Source organism: Streptomyces sp. KL109B (genome assembly GCF_030766935.1).
GTDB lineage: Bacteria > Actinomycetota > Actinomycetes > Streptomycetales > Streptomycetaceae > Streptomyces.
Genome location: NZ_JASERL010000010.1, coordinates 232,659 through 249,078, shown reverse-complemented (window position 1 = coordinate 249,078; position 16,420 = coordinate 232,659). Strand labels below are relative to the sequence as shown.

14 protein-coding genes and 1 pseudogene are annotated in these 16,420 nt (G+C 71.7%); 8 read left to right on the top strand and 7 right to left on the bottom strand.

Features of this window, described 5'->3' with window-relative positions; all coding sequences use genetic code 11:
* The first annotated feature begins 61 nt into the window (after nucleotides 1–61).
* Together RBJ65_RS30235 and RBJ65_RS30230 are read left to right on the top strand one after the other, a co-directional pair.
* Nucleotides 62–1,454: pseudogene (locus RBJ65_RS30235) on the top strand (MFS transporter).
* A gap of 132 nt (nucleotides 1,455–1,586) precedes the next feature.
* Entirely contained in the window at nucleotides 1,587–2,015 is a 429-nt protein-coding gene (locus RBJ65_RS30230; protein WP_306323000.1) for a signal peptidase I, read from the top strand.
* Here RBJ65_RS30230 and RBJ65_RS30225 read toward each other — a convergent pair.
* Nucleotides 1,970–2,844, bottom strand: a protein-coding gene (locus RBJ65_RS30225) for an IS5 family transposase (RefSeq protein WP_306323001.1) whose coding sequence is annotated in 2 segments (ribosomal slippage) — nucleotides 1,970–2,497 and nucleotides 2,500–2,844 — 873 coding nt in all. Because the reading frame shifts where the segments join, the coding sequence is not laid out codon by codon here. The two genes, RBJ65_RS30230 and RBJ65_RS30225, sit on opposite strands and share 46 nt — an antisense overlap.
* 44 nt (nucleotides 2,845–2,888) lie before the next feature.
* Nucleotides 2,889–4,178: an ABC transporter substrate-binding protein gene (locus RBJ65_RS30220; RefSeq protein WP_306323027.1), complete on the bottom strand. Its 1,290-nt coding sequence runs from the start codon at nucleotides 4,176–4,178 to the stop codon at nucleotides 2,889–2,891.
* A 102-nt stretch (nucleotides 4,179–4,280) separates the two neighbouring features.
* Between RBJ65_RS30220 and RBJ65_RS30215 the strand changes: the two genes are divergently transcribed.
* The 6 genes from RBJ65_RS30215 (at nucleotide 4,281) to RBJ65_RS30190 (ending at nucleotide 10,651) form a co-directional block, all read left to right on the top strand.
* Nucleotides 4,281–5,006: a TetR family transcriptional regulator gene (locus RBJ65_RS30215; RefSeq protein ID WP_306323028.1), complete on the top strand. Its 726-nt coding sequence runs from the start codon at nucleotides 4,281–4,283 to the stop codon at nucleotides 5,004–5,006.
* A 70-nt stretch (nucleotides 5,007–5,076) separates the two neighbouring features.
* Nucleotides 5,077–5,841 (top strand): glucose 1-dehydrogenase, encoded by a 765-nt coding sequence (locus tag RBJ65_RS30210; RefSeq protein ID WP_306323029.1) that lies wholly within the window; start codon nucleotides 5,077–5,079, stop codon nucleotides 5,839–5,841.
* A gap of 229 nt (nucleotides 5,842–6,070) precedes the next feature.
* On the top strand, nucleotides 6,071–6,832 hold the full coding sequence (locus tag RBJ65_RS30205) for a DeoR/GlpR family DNA-binding transcription regulator (protein WP_306323030.1): 762 nt from the start codon (nucleotides 6,071–6,073) through the stop codon (nucleotides 6,830–6,832).
* Between the two features lie 300 nt (nucleotides 6,833–7,132).
* On the top strand, nucleotides 7,133–8,080 hold the full coding sequence (gene pfkB, locus RBJ65_RS30200; RefSeq protein WP_306323047.1) for a 1-phosphofructokinase: 948 nt from the start codon (nucleotides 7,133–7,135) through the stop codon (nucleotides 8,078–8,080).
* 139 nt (nucleotides 8,081–8,219) lie between these two features.
* Nucleotides 8,220–10,298: a fructose-specific PTS transporter subunit EIIC gene (locus tag RBJ65_RS30195; RefSeq protein WP_306323031.1), complete on the top strand. Its 2,079-nt coding sequence runs from the start codon at nucleotides 8,220–8,222 to the stop codon at nucleotides 10,296–10,298.
* A gap of 92 nt (nucleotides 10,299–10,390) precedes the next feature.
* Nucleotides 10,391–10,651: a hypothetical protein gene (locus RBJ65_RS30190; protein ID WP_306323032.1), complete on the top strand. Its 261-nt coding sequence runs from the start codon at nucleotides 10,391–10,393 to the stop codon at nucleotides 10,649–10,651.
* Nucleotides 10,652–10,678: 27 nt separating this feature from the next.
* Here the strand turns inward: RBJ65_RS30190 and RBJ65_RS30185 are convergent, their stop codons facing one another.
* The 5 genes from RBJ65_RS30185 to RBJ65_RS30165 all read right to left on the bottom strand — a co-directional run bounded on the left by RBJ65_RS30185 (nucleotide 10,679) and on the right by RBJ65_RS30165 (nucleotide 16,277).
* Nucleotides 10,679–11,470, bottom strand: a complete 792-nt coding sequence (locus RBJ65_RS30185) for a DUF6227 family protein (protein ID WP_306323033.1) — start codon at nucleotides 11,468–11,470, stop codon at nucleotides 10,679–10,681.
* A gap of 174 nt (nucleotides 11,471–11,644) precedes the next feature.
* Entirely contained in the window at nucleotides 11,645–12,820 is a 1,176-nt protein-coding gene (locus RBJ65_RS30180) for an Ig-like domain-containing protein (protein ID WP_306323034.1), read from the bottom strand.
* 144 nt (nucleotides 12,821–12,964) lie between these two features.
* Complete coding sequence (locus tag RBJ65_RS30175) at nucleotides 12,965–14,017, bottom strand: P1 family peptidase (protein ID WP_306323035.1); 1,053 nt, start codon at nucleotides 14,015–14,017, stop codon at nucleotides 12,965–12,967.
* Between the two features lie 77 nt (nucleotides 14,018–14,094).
* The gene (locus RBJ65_RS30170) at nucleotides 14,095–15,342 is read right to left on the bottom strand and encodes a low temperature requirement protein A (RefSeq protein WP_306323036.1); all 1,248 of its coding nucleotides are present in this window, start codon (nucleotides 15,340–15,342) and stop codon (nucleotides 14,095–14,097) included.
* Between the two features lie 17 nt (nucleotides 15,343–15,359).
* On the bottom strand, nucleotides 15,360–16,277 hold the full coding sequence (locus RBJ65_RS30165) for a sirohydrochlorin chelatase (RefSeq protein WP_306323037.1): 918 nt from the start codon (nucleotides 16,275–16,277) through the stop codon (nucleotides 15,360–15,362).
* Between the last annotated feature and the right edge of the window lie 143 nt (nucleotides 16,278–16,420).

The following is a 16,420-nucleotide window of genomic DNA, read 5'->3' as shown; positions in this document are numbered from 1 at the left end:
GTTTCAGGGTCGCGCCCATCTAGGACATGTTCTGGCCTAGATACCTTCTAGGTTTTTCCGCATGACCTCACCACACGCGGAATCCCACGGGGAGCCCGGCACCGACCGGCGGCGCTGGTTCGCCCTCGCCATCGTGATGACGGCGGCCTTCATGGACCTCGTCGACGTCACGATCGTCAATGTCGCCCTGCCCACCATCCAGCACGACGAGGGCGCCTCGACCGGGCAGATCCAGTGGATCACCGCCGGTTACGCGCTCGCCTTCGCCGCCCTGCTGATCACGGGCGGCCGGCTCGGCGACATCTTCGGCCGAATGGGGTCTCCCCTGCTCGAACGTAGTTGAGAGCTTGGGGAAGGCTCTTCCTGCTCGGGGTCGGCGGCTTCACTCTCGCGTCCGCGCTGTGCGGGTTCGCGGTGAACCCGGAGATGCTGGTCGCCTCCCGCATCCTGCAGGGCGGCATGGCGGCGATGATGGTGCCGCAGGTCCTGTCGATCGTGCACGCGACGTTCCCGGCACACGAACGCGGCAAGGTCTTCGGCCTGTTCGGCGCGATCGTCGGCATGGGTGCCGTGACCGGACCGCTGCTCGGCGCGCTGCTGACCGAGTGGAACATCGCGGGTCTCGAATGGCGCCCGATCTTCCTCATCAACCTGCCCGTCGGCATCGCCGCTCTGGTGCTGGGCTCGCGCGTCATCGCCGAGTCCAAGGCGCCGAGGGCGCTCAAGCTCGACCTCGTGGGCGTCGTCCTCGTGACGCTCGCCATGCTGGCGCTCGTCTATCCACTCTTTACATGCAACTCGGGCTCGGCTGGAGCGCGTTGCGGGCGGGGCTCACCGGCGTACCGTTCTCGATCGCCGTGTCGGTCGCGGCCGGGATCTCCGTGCAGAAGCTGGTGCCGCGGTTCGGGCGGAAGGTGCTGCAGGCGGGCGCGCTGACCATGGCGGCGGGTGTGCTGATCTATGTCGTCGAGGCTGGGCGGTACGGGTTGGGTATCGCCTCGTGGCAGATGGTGTTGCCGCTGGTCGTGATGGGGGTCGGGATGGGGCTCATCGTCGCGCCGTTGACCGACGCGGTGCTCTCCGAGGTGCCGCGCGAGCACGCCGGGTCGGCTTCGGGGCTCATCAACACGGTGATGCAGATGGGCAACGCGCTGGGGCTCAGCCTGGTGTCCGTCGTCTTCTTCAACGTGGTGGAGGAACGGTTCGCGGCGGGCGCCGGGAACGCGGCGTTCGTGGACGGGTTCCGCGGGGCGCTGGTGTGGGTGGCGGCGATTCTCGTCGGGATTTTTGTGGTGATGTTCGCGTTGCCGAAGGTGGGGGCCTCGGGCGGTGCGGGTGGGGTTGTTTCGGGGGACGTGGAGGGGGAGTTGGCGTCGGAGGCGGTGTCGGCGTCGGCGTCGGCGTCTCAGTCTGAGCCGGAGTTGGCGTCGGAGGTGGAGCGGGAGTTGGTGTGACGGTTGCGGGGCTCTGCCCCGGACCCCGCTCCTCAATCGCCGGAGGGGCTCCAAATAGGGCCTAGGGCCTGTTGCGAAAGTGGCGGTAGTTGCTGCTGTGAGTGCTGCGGCTGGCTGCTACCTTCCGGAGCCATGACCGACAGCGTGTATGTGGGCAATGCCGGCAGGGACGCGGCACTGGATCGGGGGTGGCTGCTGGGGCATTTCAAGGACGCCTCCGATCCTCGGCATAGCGAAGACGTGGAGATCAAGTGGGGTGTCCACCCACAGGGCGACGAGCGGGCTCAGTGGGTGACCGGCGAAGAGCGCACCGCCCTGCTGGTCCTGATCAGCGGGCGCTTCCGGGTGGAACTGCCCGGGCGCAGTGTTCTCCTGGCCGAGCAGGGGGACTACGTCGTATGGGGCCAGGGCGTCGATCACTCCTGGTTCGCGGAGGAAGAGTCCGTGGTTCTGACGGTCCGCTGGCCCTCTGCCCCCGGCTACAAGGTGACCGATGAGGACGATTCTGCTGCTGGTCACAGCCATTCGTTCAGGACCGCGACCAGCACGGTGGCCTCGTAGCGGACGGCCAACTTGTCATAGCGGGTAGCCACCGCACGGTGGCGCTTGAGGCGATTGATCCCGCACTCGACCGCGTGACGTTCACGGTAGTCCGTCTTGTAGAACTTCGGCGGCCGACCGCCGTGAGAGCCGAGATTCTTGCGGTTGCGGACCCGGTCCGCTGGGACGGGGATCGTTGCCTTGATCCCACGTCGGCGCAGGTAGGCGCGGTTCTTGCGGGAGTCGTACGCCTTGTCGGCCCTCACCCGGTCCGGGCGTTTGCGCGGCCGCCCCAGGCCGAGCCGGGGTACCCGGATTGCCTCCAGGACCGGCTCGAACTGCGGGGAATCCCCGCGTTGTCCGGCCGTGATCACCACCGACAGCGGCTTCTGTCCCTGCTCGACGGCGAGGTGGATTTTGGTGGTCAGCCCGCCCCGGGAGCGTCCGAGACCGTGGTCGGCCGGCTCGACGGCGATGCCGCCGGGCGGCTCCTTCTGCAGGTCCCCCTTTTCGCTGCCCCGGCGGCGTGCTGGTGGGCCCGGCAGACGGTGGAGTCGACGTTCACGTCCCAGGTGATCAGGCCCTTCGCGTCGGCCTCGGCCTGCAGCTGGGTGACGATCCTGGCCCAGGTGCCATCTCGCTGCCAGCGCCGAAACAGGTCATAGGCCCGGTCCCAGGGACCGTAGCGTTCCGGCACATCGCGCCAGGGAGCGCCGGTCCGGGTCCGCCACCGTATGCCGTCTATCAGCTGTCGCCGCGTCCACACCGGCGGACGGCCCGGCTTGATGCCCTTCGGCAGCAACGGCTCCAGCCGGGCCCACTGGCCGTTCGTCAGATCCCCACGCCCCACAAAGCGTGATCATCTACGACCAAGATCCACTTTCGCAACAGACCCTAGACGGGGCTCACGTTGTCCAGGGACTCCAGGACGCGTGTCGGGTTGGCGCCGGGGGCGACCGCGGCGCCGATCCGGTCGCGGACGGCGGAGCGGACCTTGGGCCAGGAGCGCAGGCCCACCGGGTGGAACTCGGCGTCCGGCATCTGGTCGACGAACTTCCAGAGCTGGCGCTGGGAGCGGTCGGCCCGGAGGCGGTCGGAGGCCGTGACCGTCACCGGGAGGGTGGCCTGCGCGCCGCCGTACGTCTTCGCGGAGCCGGTGCTGAACAGGAACGTCAGGAACTTCCCGGCCTCCTTCACATGGCCGCCGCTGCGGAACGCCATCATCCAGTCGTTGATCCCGACCGGAGGCGCCGCGTCGTCGCCGTCCTTGAGCGGGAACGCGGCGTGCGCGTACGGCAGTCGGGCCTTGTCGGCGGCGCCGAGCAGGACCGGGTGGGCGATCAGCATGCCGGCCTTGCCCGAGAGGAACTGGGCGTACGCGGCGGTCCTCGTGAGCTTCGCCGGGTCGGCGCCCGCGAGGCCGGGGGCGACCAGTTCGTCGCGCAGCCAGGCCAGGGTCGTCCGGTTCTCGGGGGAGGCGAAGTCGTACCCGCCGAGCTCCGCGTATCCGCCGCCGCCCGAGAGCAGCCAGGCGAGGAGCTCGTCCTCCGCGGCCTCGGGGCCGAACTGCAGGGCGTACGGAGTGGGGACCCCGATCCCCTTCAACGCCTGCGCGGCGGCGCGGAGTTCGGCCCAGGAGCGGGGCGGGCCCGCGAGACCGGCCCGCTGGAAGAGGCCGGTGTTGTAGAAGAGGCGCGGGGTGCTGGCGAGGATCGGGATGCCGTACTGGACGGAGTCGACCCGGCCCGCGTCGGCGAACGAGGAGATGAAGTTCGCCTGCGTCGGAACGTCGAAGAGCCGCTCGGCCGGGTACAGCAGGTGGTCCTCGGCGTACGGAGCGAAGAGGTGGCCCTGCGCGATGTGGGGCGCGCGGCCCTCCTTGACCCGGCGGGCGATGGTCGCGTCGATCTTCAGGAAGGGGACGCGCTCCACCTTGACGCGGATGTCGGGGTGCTTCTTCTCGAAGTCCCTTACGACGTCGTCCCATTGGTCGCCGATGGAGGCGCCGACGCTCTTGTCGTAGCTCGATACGAGGAGGTCGAGCGTGACCTTGTCGCCGTCCGCGCCGTCGGCGCCATCGCCCGAACCGCAGCCGGTGAGGGCGGTCAGGGCACCTGCCCCCGCCCCGGCCAGGCCCGTCGTCTTCAGAAACTGCCGCCGCCGCACTGCTCTCGCCCCGCTCACGTGGTTGGTCGGTCCACTTGGCCCACTGGGCCTATTTGGCCCACTTGGCGTGATCATTTCTTGGCAGTGGCAGATTGTGCCATAGAGGCATATCATGTCTGCATGGCAGGTGAGGCGGCTATGGCGGATACGAAGGCGACGGAGCCGGGGTTCGCGCGGGCGTCGGCGTCGGCGTCGGCGCCCGCGGTGACGATGGCGATGACGATGACGCTGACGGAGCGGCGCAAGGCCGCCACGCGTCTGGACATCGCCCGCGCCGCGGCCGAACTGTTCACGCGGGACGGCCTGCGGGCCACGCGCGCGGAGGACATCGCGCGGGCGGCCGGGGTCGCGCCGCGCACCTTCTACCGCTACTTCGCGACCAAGGAGGAGTCGGTCGCGCCCCTCCTCGACGCCGGGGCCCACCAGTGGGCGGAGGCGGTCCGCGAGGCGCCCGCGCAGCTGCCCGTCCCGGCCGCGCTCCGGCACGCCGTCGAGCGCGCGCTCACCGGCGACGACCCCGCGAACGCCGCGTCCCTCCACTGGGTCCGCGCCCTCCTCCGCCTCACCGAGGACAGCCCGGCGCTGCGCGCGGTGTGGAGCGACACGTGCCGCGTCTCGGAGTCGACCCTGCTCGCGATCTTGGCGGAGCGCGTCGGCGAGCGGGGCGAACCTCGTTTGCCGCTACGTCTATTGGCGGGCACGGCGACGACGGCGGTCCGCGTCGCGGTCGAGACGTGGGCCCTCACGGAGGCCGCCGTCACGGGCCCGAAAGGCCCGGCGGCCCTGGCCCTGGAGTGCCTGGAACGGACGTCGAGCGCCGGCACATCAAGCCCCGCCGGCGTTTGAGGCGCGGGGTCCGGGGCGGAGCCCCGAGTCGTGAACCACGGGGGCCCGCAACCAGAAAAGGGAGCCGAAAATGAACAACCTCACCGGCAAGACCGTCCTGATCACCGGAGGTGCCCGTGGAATCGGCGGTGAAATAGCCCGCCTCGCCATCACCACCGGCGCCAACGTCGTCATCGGCGACGTACTCGACGACGAGGGCAAGGCCCTCGCCACCGAACTCGGCGACCGGGCCCGCTACATCCACCTCGACGTGACGTCGGAGACCGAGTGGCAGGCCGCCCTGGCCTACGCCACCACCGAGTTCGGCGGCGTCGACGGCCTCGTCAACAACGCCGGGATCTCCACCGGCATGCCCTTCGAGACGGAGAGCGTGGAACGCTTCCGCCAGGTCCTCGACGTCAACCTGGTCGGCGTCTTCGCGGGCATGAAGACGGTCGTCCCCGCGATGAAGGAGGCCGGCGGCGGCTCCATCGTCAACATCTCCTCCGCGGCAGGGCTGATGGGCCTCGCGCTCACCTCCTCGTACGGCGCCTCGAAGTGGGGCGTCCGCGGCCTCACCAAGATCGCGGCGGTCGAGCAGGGCACGGCGCGGATCCGCGTGAACTCCGTGCACCCGGGCATGACGTACACCCCGATGACCGCGCAGGTCGGCATCCAGCAGGGCGAGGGGAACTACCCGAACACCCCGATGGGCCGCGTCGGCGAGGCGGACGAGATCGCGAAGGCGGTCGTGTTCCTGCTGTCGGACGACTCCTCGTACATGACGGGCGCGGAGCTGGCCGTGGACGGCGGCTGGACGACGGGCCCGACGCCGAAGTACGTGATGGGCCAGTAGTCGTACGGCAGTCATACAGCAGTCGTGCGGCAGTCGTGCGGCAGTCGTACGGCGTTCCGTAGCGGGCCCGGTCCTCCTTCCCGGAGGGCCGGGCCCTTTGCCGTGCTGACCCCAGGACCAATGCCCGTTCATGCCCACTCTGTGCCCGAACCTGTTTACTTTTCCGAGGGGCGGTCGTAGCCTCAAGGCGAAGCAACACATTCGGGCACGGCGAACGAGGTAAACGGACATGTACGCACCGGAGCGTCAGCAGGAGATCCTCCGCCTCGCCCGCGACGGCGGCCGGGTCGACGTGCTGTCCCTCGCCGAGGAGTTCCGGGTCACCGCCGAGACCATCCGGCGCGACCTGAAGGCCCTCGACCGGGCCGGGCTCGTGCGGCGCGTGCACGGCGGCGCCATCCCGGCCGGACGCCTCGACTTCGAGCCCGACCTCGCCGAGCGCGAGTCCACCGCGGCCGACGAGAAGGACCGCATCGCGCACGCCGCGCTCGCCGAACTCCCGGCCGAGGGCAGCGTGATCCTCGACGCGGGGTCGACCGTCTCTCGGCTCGCCGCCGCCCTCCCGGTCGAGTCCGAACTGACCGTCGTCACGCACTCGTTGCCCACGGCGGCCCGCCTCGCCGATCACCCCGGCGTCCAGCTGCACCTCGTCGGCGGCCGCATCCGGCACCGCACCCGCGCGGCGGTCGACGCCTGGTCGCTGCGGGCGTACGGGGAGATCCGCGCGGACGTCCTCTTCCTCGCGGCCAACGGCTTCTCCGCCGAGGCCGGACTCACCACGCCCGACCTCGCCGAGGCCGCCGTGAAGCGGGCCACCGTCGCCGCGGCCCGCCGCGTCGTGCTGCTCGCCGACTCCGGGAAGTGGGGCCAGGAGCACTTCGCCCGGTTCGGCGGCCTCGCCGATGTGGACCTGCTGATCACGGATACGGGTCTCGATCCCGAGGATGCGGCGGCGATCGAGGCGCGCGGCACGGAGGTGCTCCGCGTATGACGTGCACGGCGCGCGCCCACCTTCCCCCTACGCCCCGGGGCTCCGCCCCGGACCCCGCGCCTCAAACGCCGGCGGGGCTGAAAACCCCAAACCCCCGGACCCCGCGCCTCAAACGCCGGCGGGGCTGGAAAGCCCCGAGCCCCCGCCGCGAGCGAGCAGACACTTCAATCCCCCGCGGCGCTTGAGCGGGTATTTCAAGCCCCTGCGGCGCTTGAGCAGCGGGGTCCGGGGCGGAGCCCCGTGGCCGCGACCCCGTCCCCCGGCCCCAGCATCCCCACGCACAAAGGCAACGGCCCCCGCATGATCCTCACCGTCACCCCCAACCCCTCCCTCGACCGCACCTACGAGGTCCCCGGCCTCGACCGCGGCGAAGTCGTCCGCGCCGAGCGCGAGTTCATGGACCCCGGCGGCAAGGGCGTCAACGTGTCACGGGCCGTGGCCGCCGCCGGAGCCCCGACCCTGGCGGTGCTTCCGCTGGGCGGCGCCCCGGGCGCCCTCGTCGCCGAACTCCTCGACGGCCAGGGCATCGAGGTCGCCCCGGTGCCGGTCGCGGGCCACACCCGCTCGAACATCGCGCTCGCCGAGCCCGACGGCACCCTCACCAAGATCAACGCCCCGGGCCCCGAACTGACCGCGCCAGAAGCCGAGTCGCTCCTCGCCACGGTCGGCGAACGCTCGGCGGGCGCCGACTGGATCGCCTGCTGCGGCAGCCTCCCGCGCGGCCTCGAACCCTCCTGGTACGCCGAGTTGGTGACCCGCGCGCACGCCGCAGGCGCCCGCATCGCGCTCGACACCTCGGGTCCCGCCCTCCTCGCCGCCCTCCGGATGCGCCCCGACGTCGTGAAGCCCAACGCCGAGGAGCTCGCCGAGGCCGTCGGCCGCCCCCTCGCCACGGTCGGCGACGCGGTCAAGGCGGCTGAGGAACTACGGGAGTTGGGCGCGGCGGCCGTGCTCGCCTCGCTCGGCGCGGACGGCCAGATCCTGGTCGACGCCGCGGGCGCGTACTTCGCGAGCGCCCCCGTCGACGCGGTCCGCAGCAACGTCGGGGCGGGCGACTCCTCCCTCGCCGGATTCCTGATCGCGGGCGGCGCTGGCCCGAAGGCCCTGGCCTCCGCGGTCGCCCACGGCGCCGCGGCGGTTCAGCTGCCGGGCAGCGCCATGCCGACGCCGCGGGACCTCCGCCCGGACGCGGTGGAGCTGACGGCCGAGGTTCCGATGGACCGGGCCTTGAAGGAGCCCGTGACGTGATCGCCCCGACTGCCCCAACTGCCCCGACCGCCTCAACTGCCCCGATCGCCCCAACCGCTCCCACCACCCACAACGCCACCCCCACCGCTCCCCTCACCGCCCCATCAACCCCACCCATGCGTAGGCAAAGGAGCCCGCGATGACGGAGATGATCAGCGCGGACCTGGTCGACCTCGACCTGTCCGCCCCGACCAAGGACGAGGCCGCCCGCTCCCTCGCGGAGCGCATGGTGGCCCTCGGCAGGGTCACCGACCTCGACGGCTTCCTCGCGGACGTCGCGGCCCGCGAGGCCCAGATGCCGACCGGCCTGGACGGCGGCATCGGCATCCCGCACTGCCGCAGCGCGCACGTCACCGAGCCGACGCTCGCCTTCGGCCGCAGCGCCACGGGCATCGACTTCGGCGCCCCGGACGGCCCCGCCGACCTGATCTTCCTGATCGCGGCCCCGGCGGGCGCGGACGACGCTCACCTCACGATCCTCTCCTCGCTGGCCCGCCAACTGATGGACGAGGACTTCAAGTCGGCCCTGCGCGCGGCGACCGACGCCGGGGCAGCGGCGGCGCTGATACGTGGGGACGAGCCGGCCACGGCACCCGTAGAAGCGGAAGCGGAAGCGGAAGCCACGGAGCCGGAACCCGTAGAGCCCGAGCAGCCCACGGCGGCGAACGCCACCCCCGAGGACGCGGCCACGTTCAAGATCGTCGCCGTCACCTCCTGCCCCACCGGCATCGCCCACACCTACATGGCCGCCGAGTCCCTGGAGAACACCGGCCGCGACACCGACGGCGTCGAACTCGTCGTCGAGACGCAGGGCTCCTCCGGCTTCACCCGCCTCGACCCGGCCGTGATCGCCGCCGCCGACGGCGTGATCTTCGCGCACGACGTCCCCGTACGGGAGAAGGAGCGCTTCGCCGGAAAGCCCACGGTCGACGTCGGCGTGAAGGCCGGCATCAACCGCCCCGCCGAACTCATCGCCGAGGTCCGGGAGAAGGCCGCCCGCGGCGAGTCCACGGCCCACGCCGACCCGTCATCCACACCTGTGGACAACTCTGGGGAATCCACGGACGGTTACGGCACAAAGCTCCGCAAGTGGCTGATGTCGGGCGTCAGTTACATGGTGCCGTTCGTGGCGGCCGGTGGTCTGCTCATCGCGCTCGGTTTCGCGATCGGCGGCTACGACGTCGCCGACGTCAAGGTCCAGACGCTGCTCAACAGCTTCGACTGGGGCTCGACGACCAGCTGGGCCGCGCTGCTCTTCTACACCGGCCAGGCCGCCTTTGCGTTCCTGGTCCCGGTCCTCGCCGGGTACATCGCGTACGGGATGGCGGACCGGCCGGGGCTCGTGCCCGGCTTCGTCGCCGGTTCGATCGCGGTGACCAGCAACGCGGGGTTCCTCGGCGGCCTGGTCGGCGGCCTCATCGCGGGCGCCGTGGTCATGGCGATCCAGAAGGTGAACGTGCCGGCGGTGCTGCGCGGCATCATGCCGGTGGTCGTGATCCCGCTGCTCTCCTCGATCGTCGTCGGCTTCCTGATGTTCGTGGTGATCGGCAAGCCGATCGCCTCGCTGCAGAGCGCGCTGACGGACTGGCTGAACTCGCTGTCCGGCGCGAACGCGATCGTCCTCGGCGTCATCCTCGGCCTGATGATGTGCTTCGACCTGGGCGGCCCGCTCAACAAGGTCGCGTACGCCTTCGCGGTCGGCGGTCTCGCCAACCCCACGGACGGTTCGCTCAAGGTCATGGCCGCCGTGATGGCCGCAGGCATGGTGCCGCCGCTGGCGATGGCGCTCGCCACCAGCGTGCGCGGCAAGCTCTTCACCAAGACGGAGCGGGAGAACGGCAAGGCGGCCTGGGTGCTCGGCGCGTCCTTCATCACCGAGGGCGCCATCCCGTTCGCCGCGGCCGACCCGCTGCGCGTGATCCCCGCCTCGATGGTCGGCGGCGCGGTCACCGGCGCCCTCTCGATGACCTTCGAGTGCACGCTGCGGGCCCCGCACGGCGGCATCTTCGTGGTCCCGCTGATCGGCAACGCCTGGCTGTACCTGGTGGCGATCGCGGCCGGTACGTGTGTCACCGCGGCGCTGACCGTGCTGCTGAAGTCGGTGGGCAAGCGGCGGTCGGACGCCGGTGCCGATACCGGTGCCGGTCAGCCGTCGGAGGCCGCGCAGGCCGCCCCGGCACGGTCGGCGACGGCTGCCCCGGAGCCCGCGAAGGTATGAGGGTTACGGCCGATTAGCGCAGCGTGAGGGGGCTTGCGAGATACGTCACGGTCCGGGACCAAAGTCCCGGACTGTGGTGTTCACTGGGACGCATGCCTGAGCACGTGTCGATCCTTCAGCAGCTGGGCCTGGCCCTGGTCGCTCTCGCGGCGGTGGCCTGGGTGATCGGTCTGGCCCGCTTGGTGCGCACCGTCGCCTTCGATCCGCCGGGGCGGCGCGGCGGCCCGTTGCCACCGCTGCCGATGGGCGTGCTGCCGACGCAGTCCCGGGCGCCGGCCGTCGAGTCGGTGCCGCTGACGGCCGACGAGCAGGACGCTTTCGCCGGTCTCGTACGGGAGTTCAGCCGCCGCTAGCCGCTGCCGGTAGCCCTACCGGCTGCCTCAGCGGCGCGCCCGCGGGCACGAGGCCGACGACGACCCCGCCCGGTCCTCGATCGCCGCCCGCGCCGCCTCCTGTGTCGCGTACACCTCGCACATGTGCCGCCCGTCCGGCGTCACCGTGTGCTCGACCTCCCAGAGGCTGAGCTCGCAGCCGTCCCGCAGCAGGAACGCGTGCTCGTACAGCGCGAAGCCGTGGCTGACGCGGCGGCCGAAGGCCTGCGTGATCTGGTGCGCGCACGCCTCGTCGAGCAGCCGCGCCGTGCCGGGGCCCGGCCGCGTCGTGTGGTCCGGGTTCTCCGCGCGGCGCAGCAGTCGGCGCGCGTGGTCGACCGAGCCCGCCGGGTCGCCGGCCCCGAAGGCGCGGCGCATCTGCGGGATCGGGGGGAGCTGGACGGGCGTCATGGGCACGTGCAGATCGAACTCCGGCTCGGCGTCCCTGGGCAGCGGGAGCCGCCCCGTCGCCAGGTGCAGCTCGTCCTCCGACACGTACACCTCGTGCTGCGGCGTGCCGTCCCGCCCCGTGTTGTGCACCAGCTCCCAGAGGGTGAGGGAGCCGCCGTCGACCAGCAGCCAGTTGTGCCGGTACGTCTCGCGGTGCCGGCCTCCGCTGTGGTGGGCGGAGTGCAGGGAGCCCGCGTACGCGAGCGCGCCGTCGAGCCTTTCAAGGGTCTCGTCGGGCAGCTCGAAGGAGTTGAGCGCGCGCCCGAGCAGCTGTTCGAGCCGCGCCTCGGGCGACGGGTCCGCCTCGGGGCCGAACCCGACGTCGGGCCCGGAGTCTCGCGGAACGCTCAAGGCACCTCCCGGTATCGCTTCGTGTCACCTCGTGGGTGCATACCGTAGCCCTTGGGTCGGACATCGTGCCCGTGAAATGACAAACGGGGGACGGCATTTGAGCAAGGTGCTTGGAAAACGAGCGGGCCGCGCGGGAGGTTCCCGCGCGGCCCGCGCCGTAAGTGAGCAGGGGGGTCAGACGGCGCTGCCCGCCGTCCACTGGCTCCACGCCATGTTCCAGCCGTTGAGGCCGTTGTCGGGCGCGATCGTCTCGTCGTGCGAGTTCTTCATGACCACGACGTCGCCGACCAGCGAGTTGTCGAAGAACCACTTGCCGGTCGTGTCGCCGCCCGCGCCCTTCACGTCCCGCATGCCGACGCAGCCGTGGCTGGTGGCCTGCGAGCCGAAGGTGCTCGGGGCGCTCCAGTAGTTGCCGTGGATGAACGTCCCGGACTGCGACAGGCGCATCGCGTGCGGCACGTCCGCGATGTCGTACTCACCGCCGAAGCCGACCGTGTCGCCGTTCATGCGCGTCTGCACGAACTTCTCCGAGATCACCATCTGCCCGTTGTACGTCGGGTGTTGGTCGCTTCCGGTCGACACGTCCACCGTCCGGAGCGTCTTGCCGTCGCGGACGACCGTCATCTGCTGCGTGTTCGCGTCGACCGTGGAGACCTGGGAGCGGCCGACGTTGAAGCTCACCGTCTTGTCCTGCACGCCGTGCACGCCGTTCGCGCCCTCGACGCCGTCGAGGTCGATCTTCATGGTGACCTTGGAGCCGGCCTTCCAGTACTCCTGGGGCCTGAAGTCGAGGCGCTGCGCGCCGAACCAGTGCCCGACGACCTTCTGGCCGCTGTCCGACGTCACCGTGATGTGCGACTGCACGTCCTTCTTGTTGGTGATCGCCTTGTCGAAGTTGAAGGAGACCGGCATCCCGACCCCGACCGTCTTCCCGTCGTCCGGCGTGTACGTGCCGATGAAGCTGTTGGCGCTCGACACCGTCGTGAAGATGGAGTTGGCGGCGGCCTTGTGCCCGTCCTCATCCTTGGCGGACGCGGAGATCCGGTACTTGGTGCCGCGCTCCAGCTGCTCCTTCGGCTTCCACGCCGCGCCGTCCCCGGTGATCGTGCCGGGCACGGCCTTGCCGCTCGCCGACTCGGTCATCTTCACCTTGGTCAGCTTGCCGTCGCTGACCTTCACGCCCGTCGCGTTGATCGACGCGCCCGTCGAGCCGTCCTTGGCCGAGATGGCGATCTTGGGGGCGTCGCCGCCCTTGTCGTTGTCGGCGGTGGCGTCGCCGCCGCAGGCCGTGAGGGTCAGTGCGCCGATGGCGAGGGCCGCGCCCACGACGGCTGTCTTCTGCCTGCTCACGGTCTGCTCCCCTTTTCGTGCTTTCTGCTGTTCCGCAGCTTTCTACCGATGTGAGGGAAGAGCGCGATACGGGCGGAGGGGTTCCGTCCGTTTGTTGTGAACGCAGCCACAGGGACAGTTCTGTTACGGGGTGGTGGATCTCCGTTACGTTGCGGTGGAGCGGCCGCCGTAGAGATCGCCGTACGAGAGGTGGGTGCCGCCGCCCGCCGTCACGGTCTCGGCCGCGCGCAGCGCCCGTACGATCGCCCGCGTCACGAGGTCCGCCCCGGCCGCGAGGACCTCGTTGAGGGCGAGGGGGTTCGCGGTGTCGAGCGGGCGCTCCCCGGTGGCGACCGCGAACACCGTGTCCCCGTCGTTGAGCAGGTGCACCGGACGCACGGCGCGCGCGATGCCGTCGTGCGCGGTCCCGGCGACCTTCTGCGCCTGGGCGCGGTTGAGGTCGGCGTCGGTGGCGACGACGGCCAGGGTGGTGTTGAGGGGCTGGGGGCCGTTCGCCGTGGCCGCCTCCGCGATCCGCTTGCCCGCCGCCTCGTGCGCCTGCGGCGTCGGATACGTCACCGGCCCGGTGCCCGCGAAGAACTCGCCGTACAGCGCCCCGGTGGCCGGGTCCACGGCGGAGCCCGCGGCGTTCGCGACGACCAGGGCGGAGACCGTGATCCCGGAGTCGAGGACCGTGGACGCGGTGCCGATGCCGCCGCGCAGCTTCCCGACGAGCGCGCCGGTGCCCGCGCCGATGTTGCCCTCCTGGACGGGGGAGCCGGGCTCCGTCGCGGCGGCGGCCTCGACGGCGGCGCGGCCCGTCGCCGCGTCCGGGCGGGCCCGCCAGTCGCCGCCCCGGCCGAGGTCGAACGCGCACGCCGCGGGCACCACCGGCACGACCTCCCCGGGGTTCGTGCCCGCCGGGACCCCGCGCCCCTGGTCCTCCAGCCACGCCACCACGCCCGACGCCGCGTCGAGCCCGAACGCGCTGCCGCCCGTCAGCACGATCGCCTCGATCCGCTGCACCAGGTTGCGCGGGTCGAGCGCGTCGGTCTCCCGGGTGCCGGGGCCGCCTCCCCGTACGTCCACGGCGGTGACCGCGCCGCCTTCGGGGGCGAGCACGACCGTCGTACCGGTCAGGAATCCGTCCCCGACCAGGGTGGCGTGTCCGACGCGCAGGCCGGGGACATCGGTGAGGGCATCATTGCGAGTCGTCATGTCCCATGCCTACCACGGGAGTTGATGCCCGGGTGGGGTGTGACAAAGGGGGGGAGGGGTGGGGTGGGGAGGGGGCGTCAGGCGGCCCGCGTCCCGCCCGCCCGCGCCGACAGCGTCACCCCGACCGCCACCGTGAGCGCCGCGACGACCCCCGCCGCGAGCACCGCCAAGTGCCCCGCGAACGTGCACACCAGCACCAGCAACGCGGCGACGGGCAGGGTCAGTTGCTGCGCCGTCCCCACCTTGAAGTACCGCGCGTGCAGCGCCCACACCAGCAGCAGGAACACCGCCGCCGGCACCGTCACGGCGGCCGAGGCCGCGGCCGTGGAGATGTGCGCCTCGCCCACCGCCTGCTCGACCGCGACCTCGATGCCCGCGCCGATCGACGCCGCCGACGCGAGGATGAAGAAGTGCCCGTAACCCCACACGAACGCCTGCCGGTTGGAGCGCAGCCTGTCGTGGATCGGCACCGCGAAGTAGATCCACCAGGCCGCGAAGACGACGAGCAGGCCGCCCGTCGCGATCGGCAGCAGCTCGCCGAGCGCGTCGTTCTCCTCGACGCCCGACTTCACCGCGACCGTCGCCGCGGCGATCGTCTCGCCGAGCACGATGATCGTGAACAGGCCGTACCGCTCCGCGATGTGGTGCGGATGCCAGGACGTCTGCCGGTCCCGCTCCGCGTACACGGGGACGCACATCTCCAGGACCGCCATCGCGAAGAACACCCAGACCTGCGCCGCGTGCGGCGTGAACAGCAGCGCCAGCCAGCCGACTTGGCAGGCCAGCACCCCGCCCGCGTACCGCAGCGCGACCCGGCGCTCCGCGCCCGTGGTGGAGGCGGCGGCCCGCAGCCAGTGCGTGGCCATGGCGACCCGCATGATCAGGTAGCCGAGCCAGACCACCATGTAGTTGTCGTGCGCGAACGCCTGCGAGACGCCCGCCGCGAGCACCAGCACGCCCGCGATCTGTACGAGCGTCACGACGCGGTAGACCGCGTCGTCGTTGTCGTACGCCGAGGCGAACCACGTGAAGTTCATCCACGCCCACCAGATCGCGAAGAACACGCGCGCGTAGTCGACCACCCCAGCACCCGCGTGCCCCTCCGCCACCGCGTGCACCAGCTCCGCCCCGCCCTGCGCCACGGCGACGACGAAACACAGGTCGAAGAACAACTCCAGCGGCGACGCGGCCCGATGCTCCTCGTCGCGCCCCCTCTCGACCATGCGGCGGATCGGGGACCGGTGGCTCGGTGATCGCCGGCTCGGCGAGGCGTGCTGCGGGTCGCCGGGCGGGTTCGGCCCGGCGGGCTCGGGTGTGGACGTCATGCGTCCAGCACAGCAGATCAGGCGGCGACGGCGGCGATCCGGCACGCAGCCCGGTAGCGGCGTACGACGAGCGAGGCGAGCGCCGGATGGTCGGCGAGCGGCGCGGTGACGAGGTCGGCCCCCGCCGCGTCGAGCGCCTGCGTGAACCGGCCCGGCGCCAGCAGATGCGTCACGATCCCGATCCGCCGGTGCCCGGCCGCCCGCAGCCGCGCGAGCGCCTCCGGAACGGTCGGCTCGGCGGCGGAGCAGTACGCGACGACCATCGGTGTACCGGGCCGCCGCATCGCGAGCCGCCGCGCCGCTACCAGCGCCCCACCGTTCCCACCCGGCCGCGAGGACCCGGCGGCGGCGAACACGATCGCGTCAACCGGCCCCCCTCCCTTGAGCCCAACCCCGCGCCCCACGGCGTGCTCCGCCTTCGGCCCCACCTCACGCTCTGCTTGGCGCTCTGCCTCGCGCCAGGCTTGCCGTTCTGCCTCGCGCCCTGCTTGGCGCTCCGCCTCGTGCCAGGTTTGCAGCCCTGCCTCACGCTCCGCTTGCCACCCCGCCTCACGCCCCACCGCATGCTCCGCCCCAGGCACCGCCCCCGGCCCCGCCTCACGCTCCGCCGCGCACAGCCGCTCGTACAGCGCCGTGTCGACCTCGCTCGCCCCGCTCAGGCTCGGCGTGAGCCGGCAGCCCCCTCCGCCGTGCGCGGCGACGACCGCGGGGATGTCGACGGTGCGGTGGTAGCCGTCGCCGAGCAGCAGCGGAACCACGACGGAGCCACTCGCCAACGCGCCCTTGAGGGAGGGAAGTTGATGATCCAGGTGTCCGACGGTGGGCCGCGTCCCGAGCCGCGCCTCGACCGCGTCGCACAGCCGCCCGACGGTGGCGCCCGCGGCCGGCAGCGCGCTGCCGTGCACGGCGAGAACGAGAGGGTCCGTGGCCAACATGCGGCCACGCTATGTCCGCGCCGCCGCCCCCGGCCCTGGCAAAGGGCCTGATCAAGGGGGTCGTTGGTCCCGCGCCAAGGGGCCCAATTCGGTGCGGCGCCCCGTCGGTCCGGTCCTAACGTCGGGATTACAGCAGACCGGCA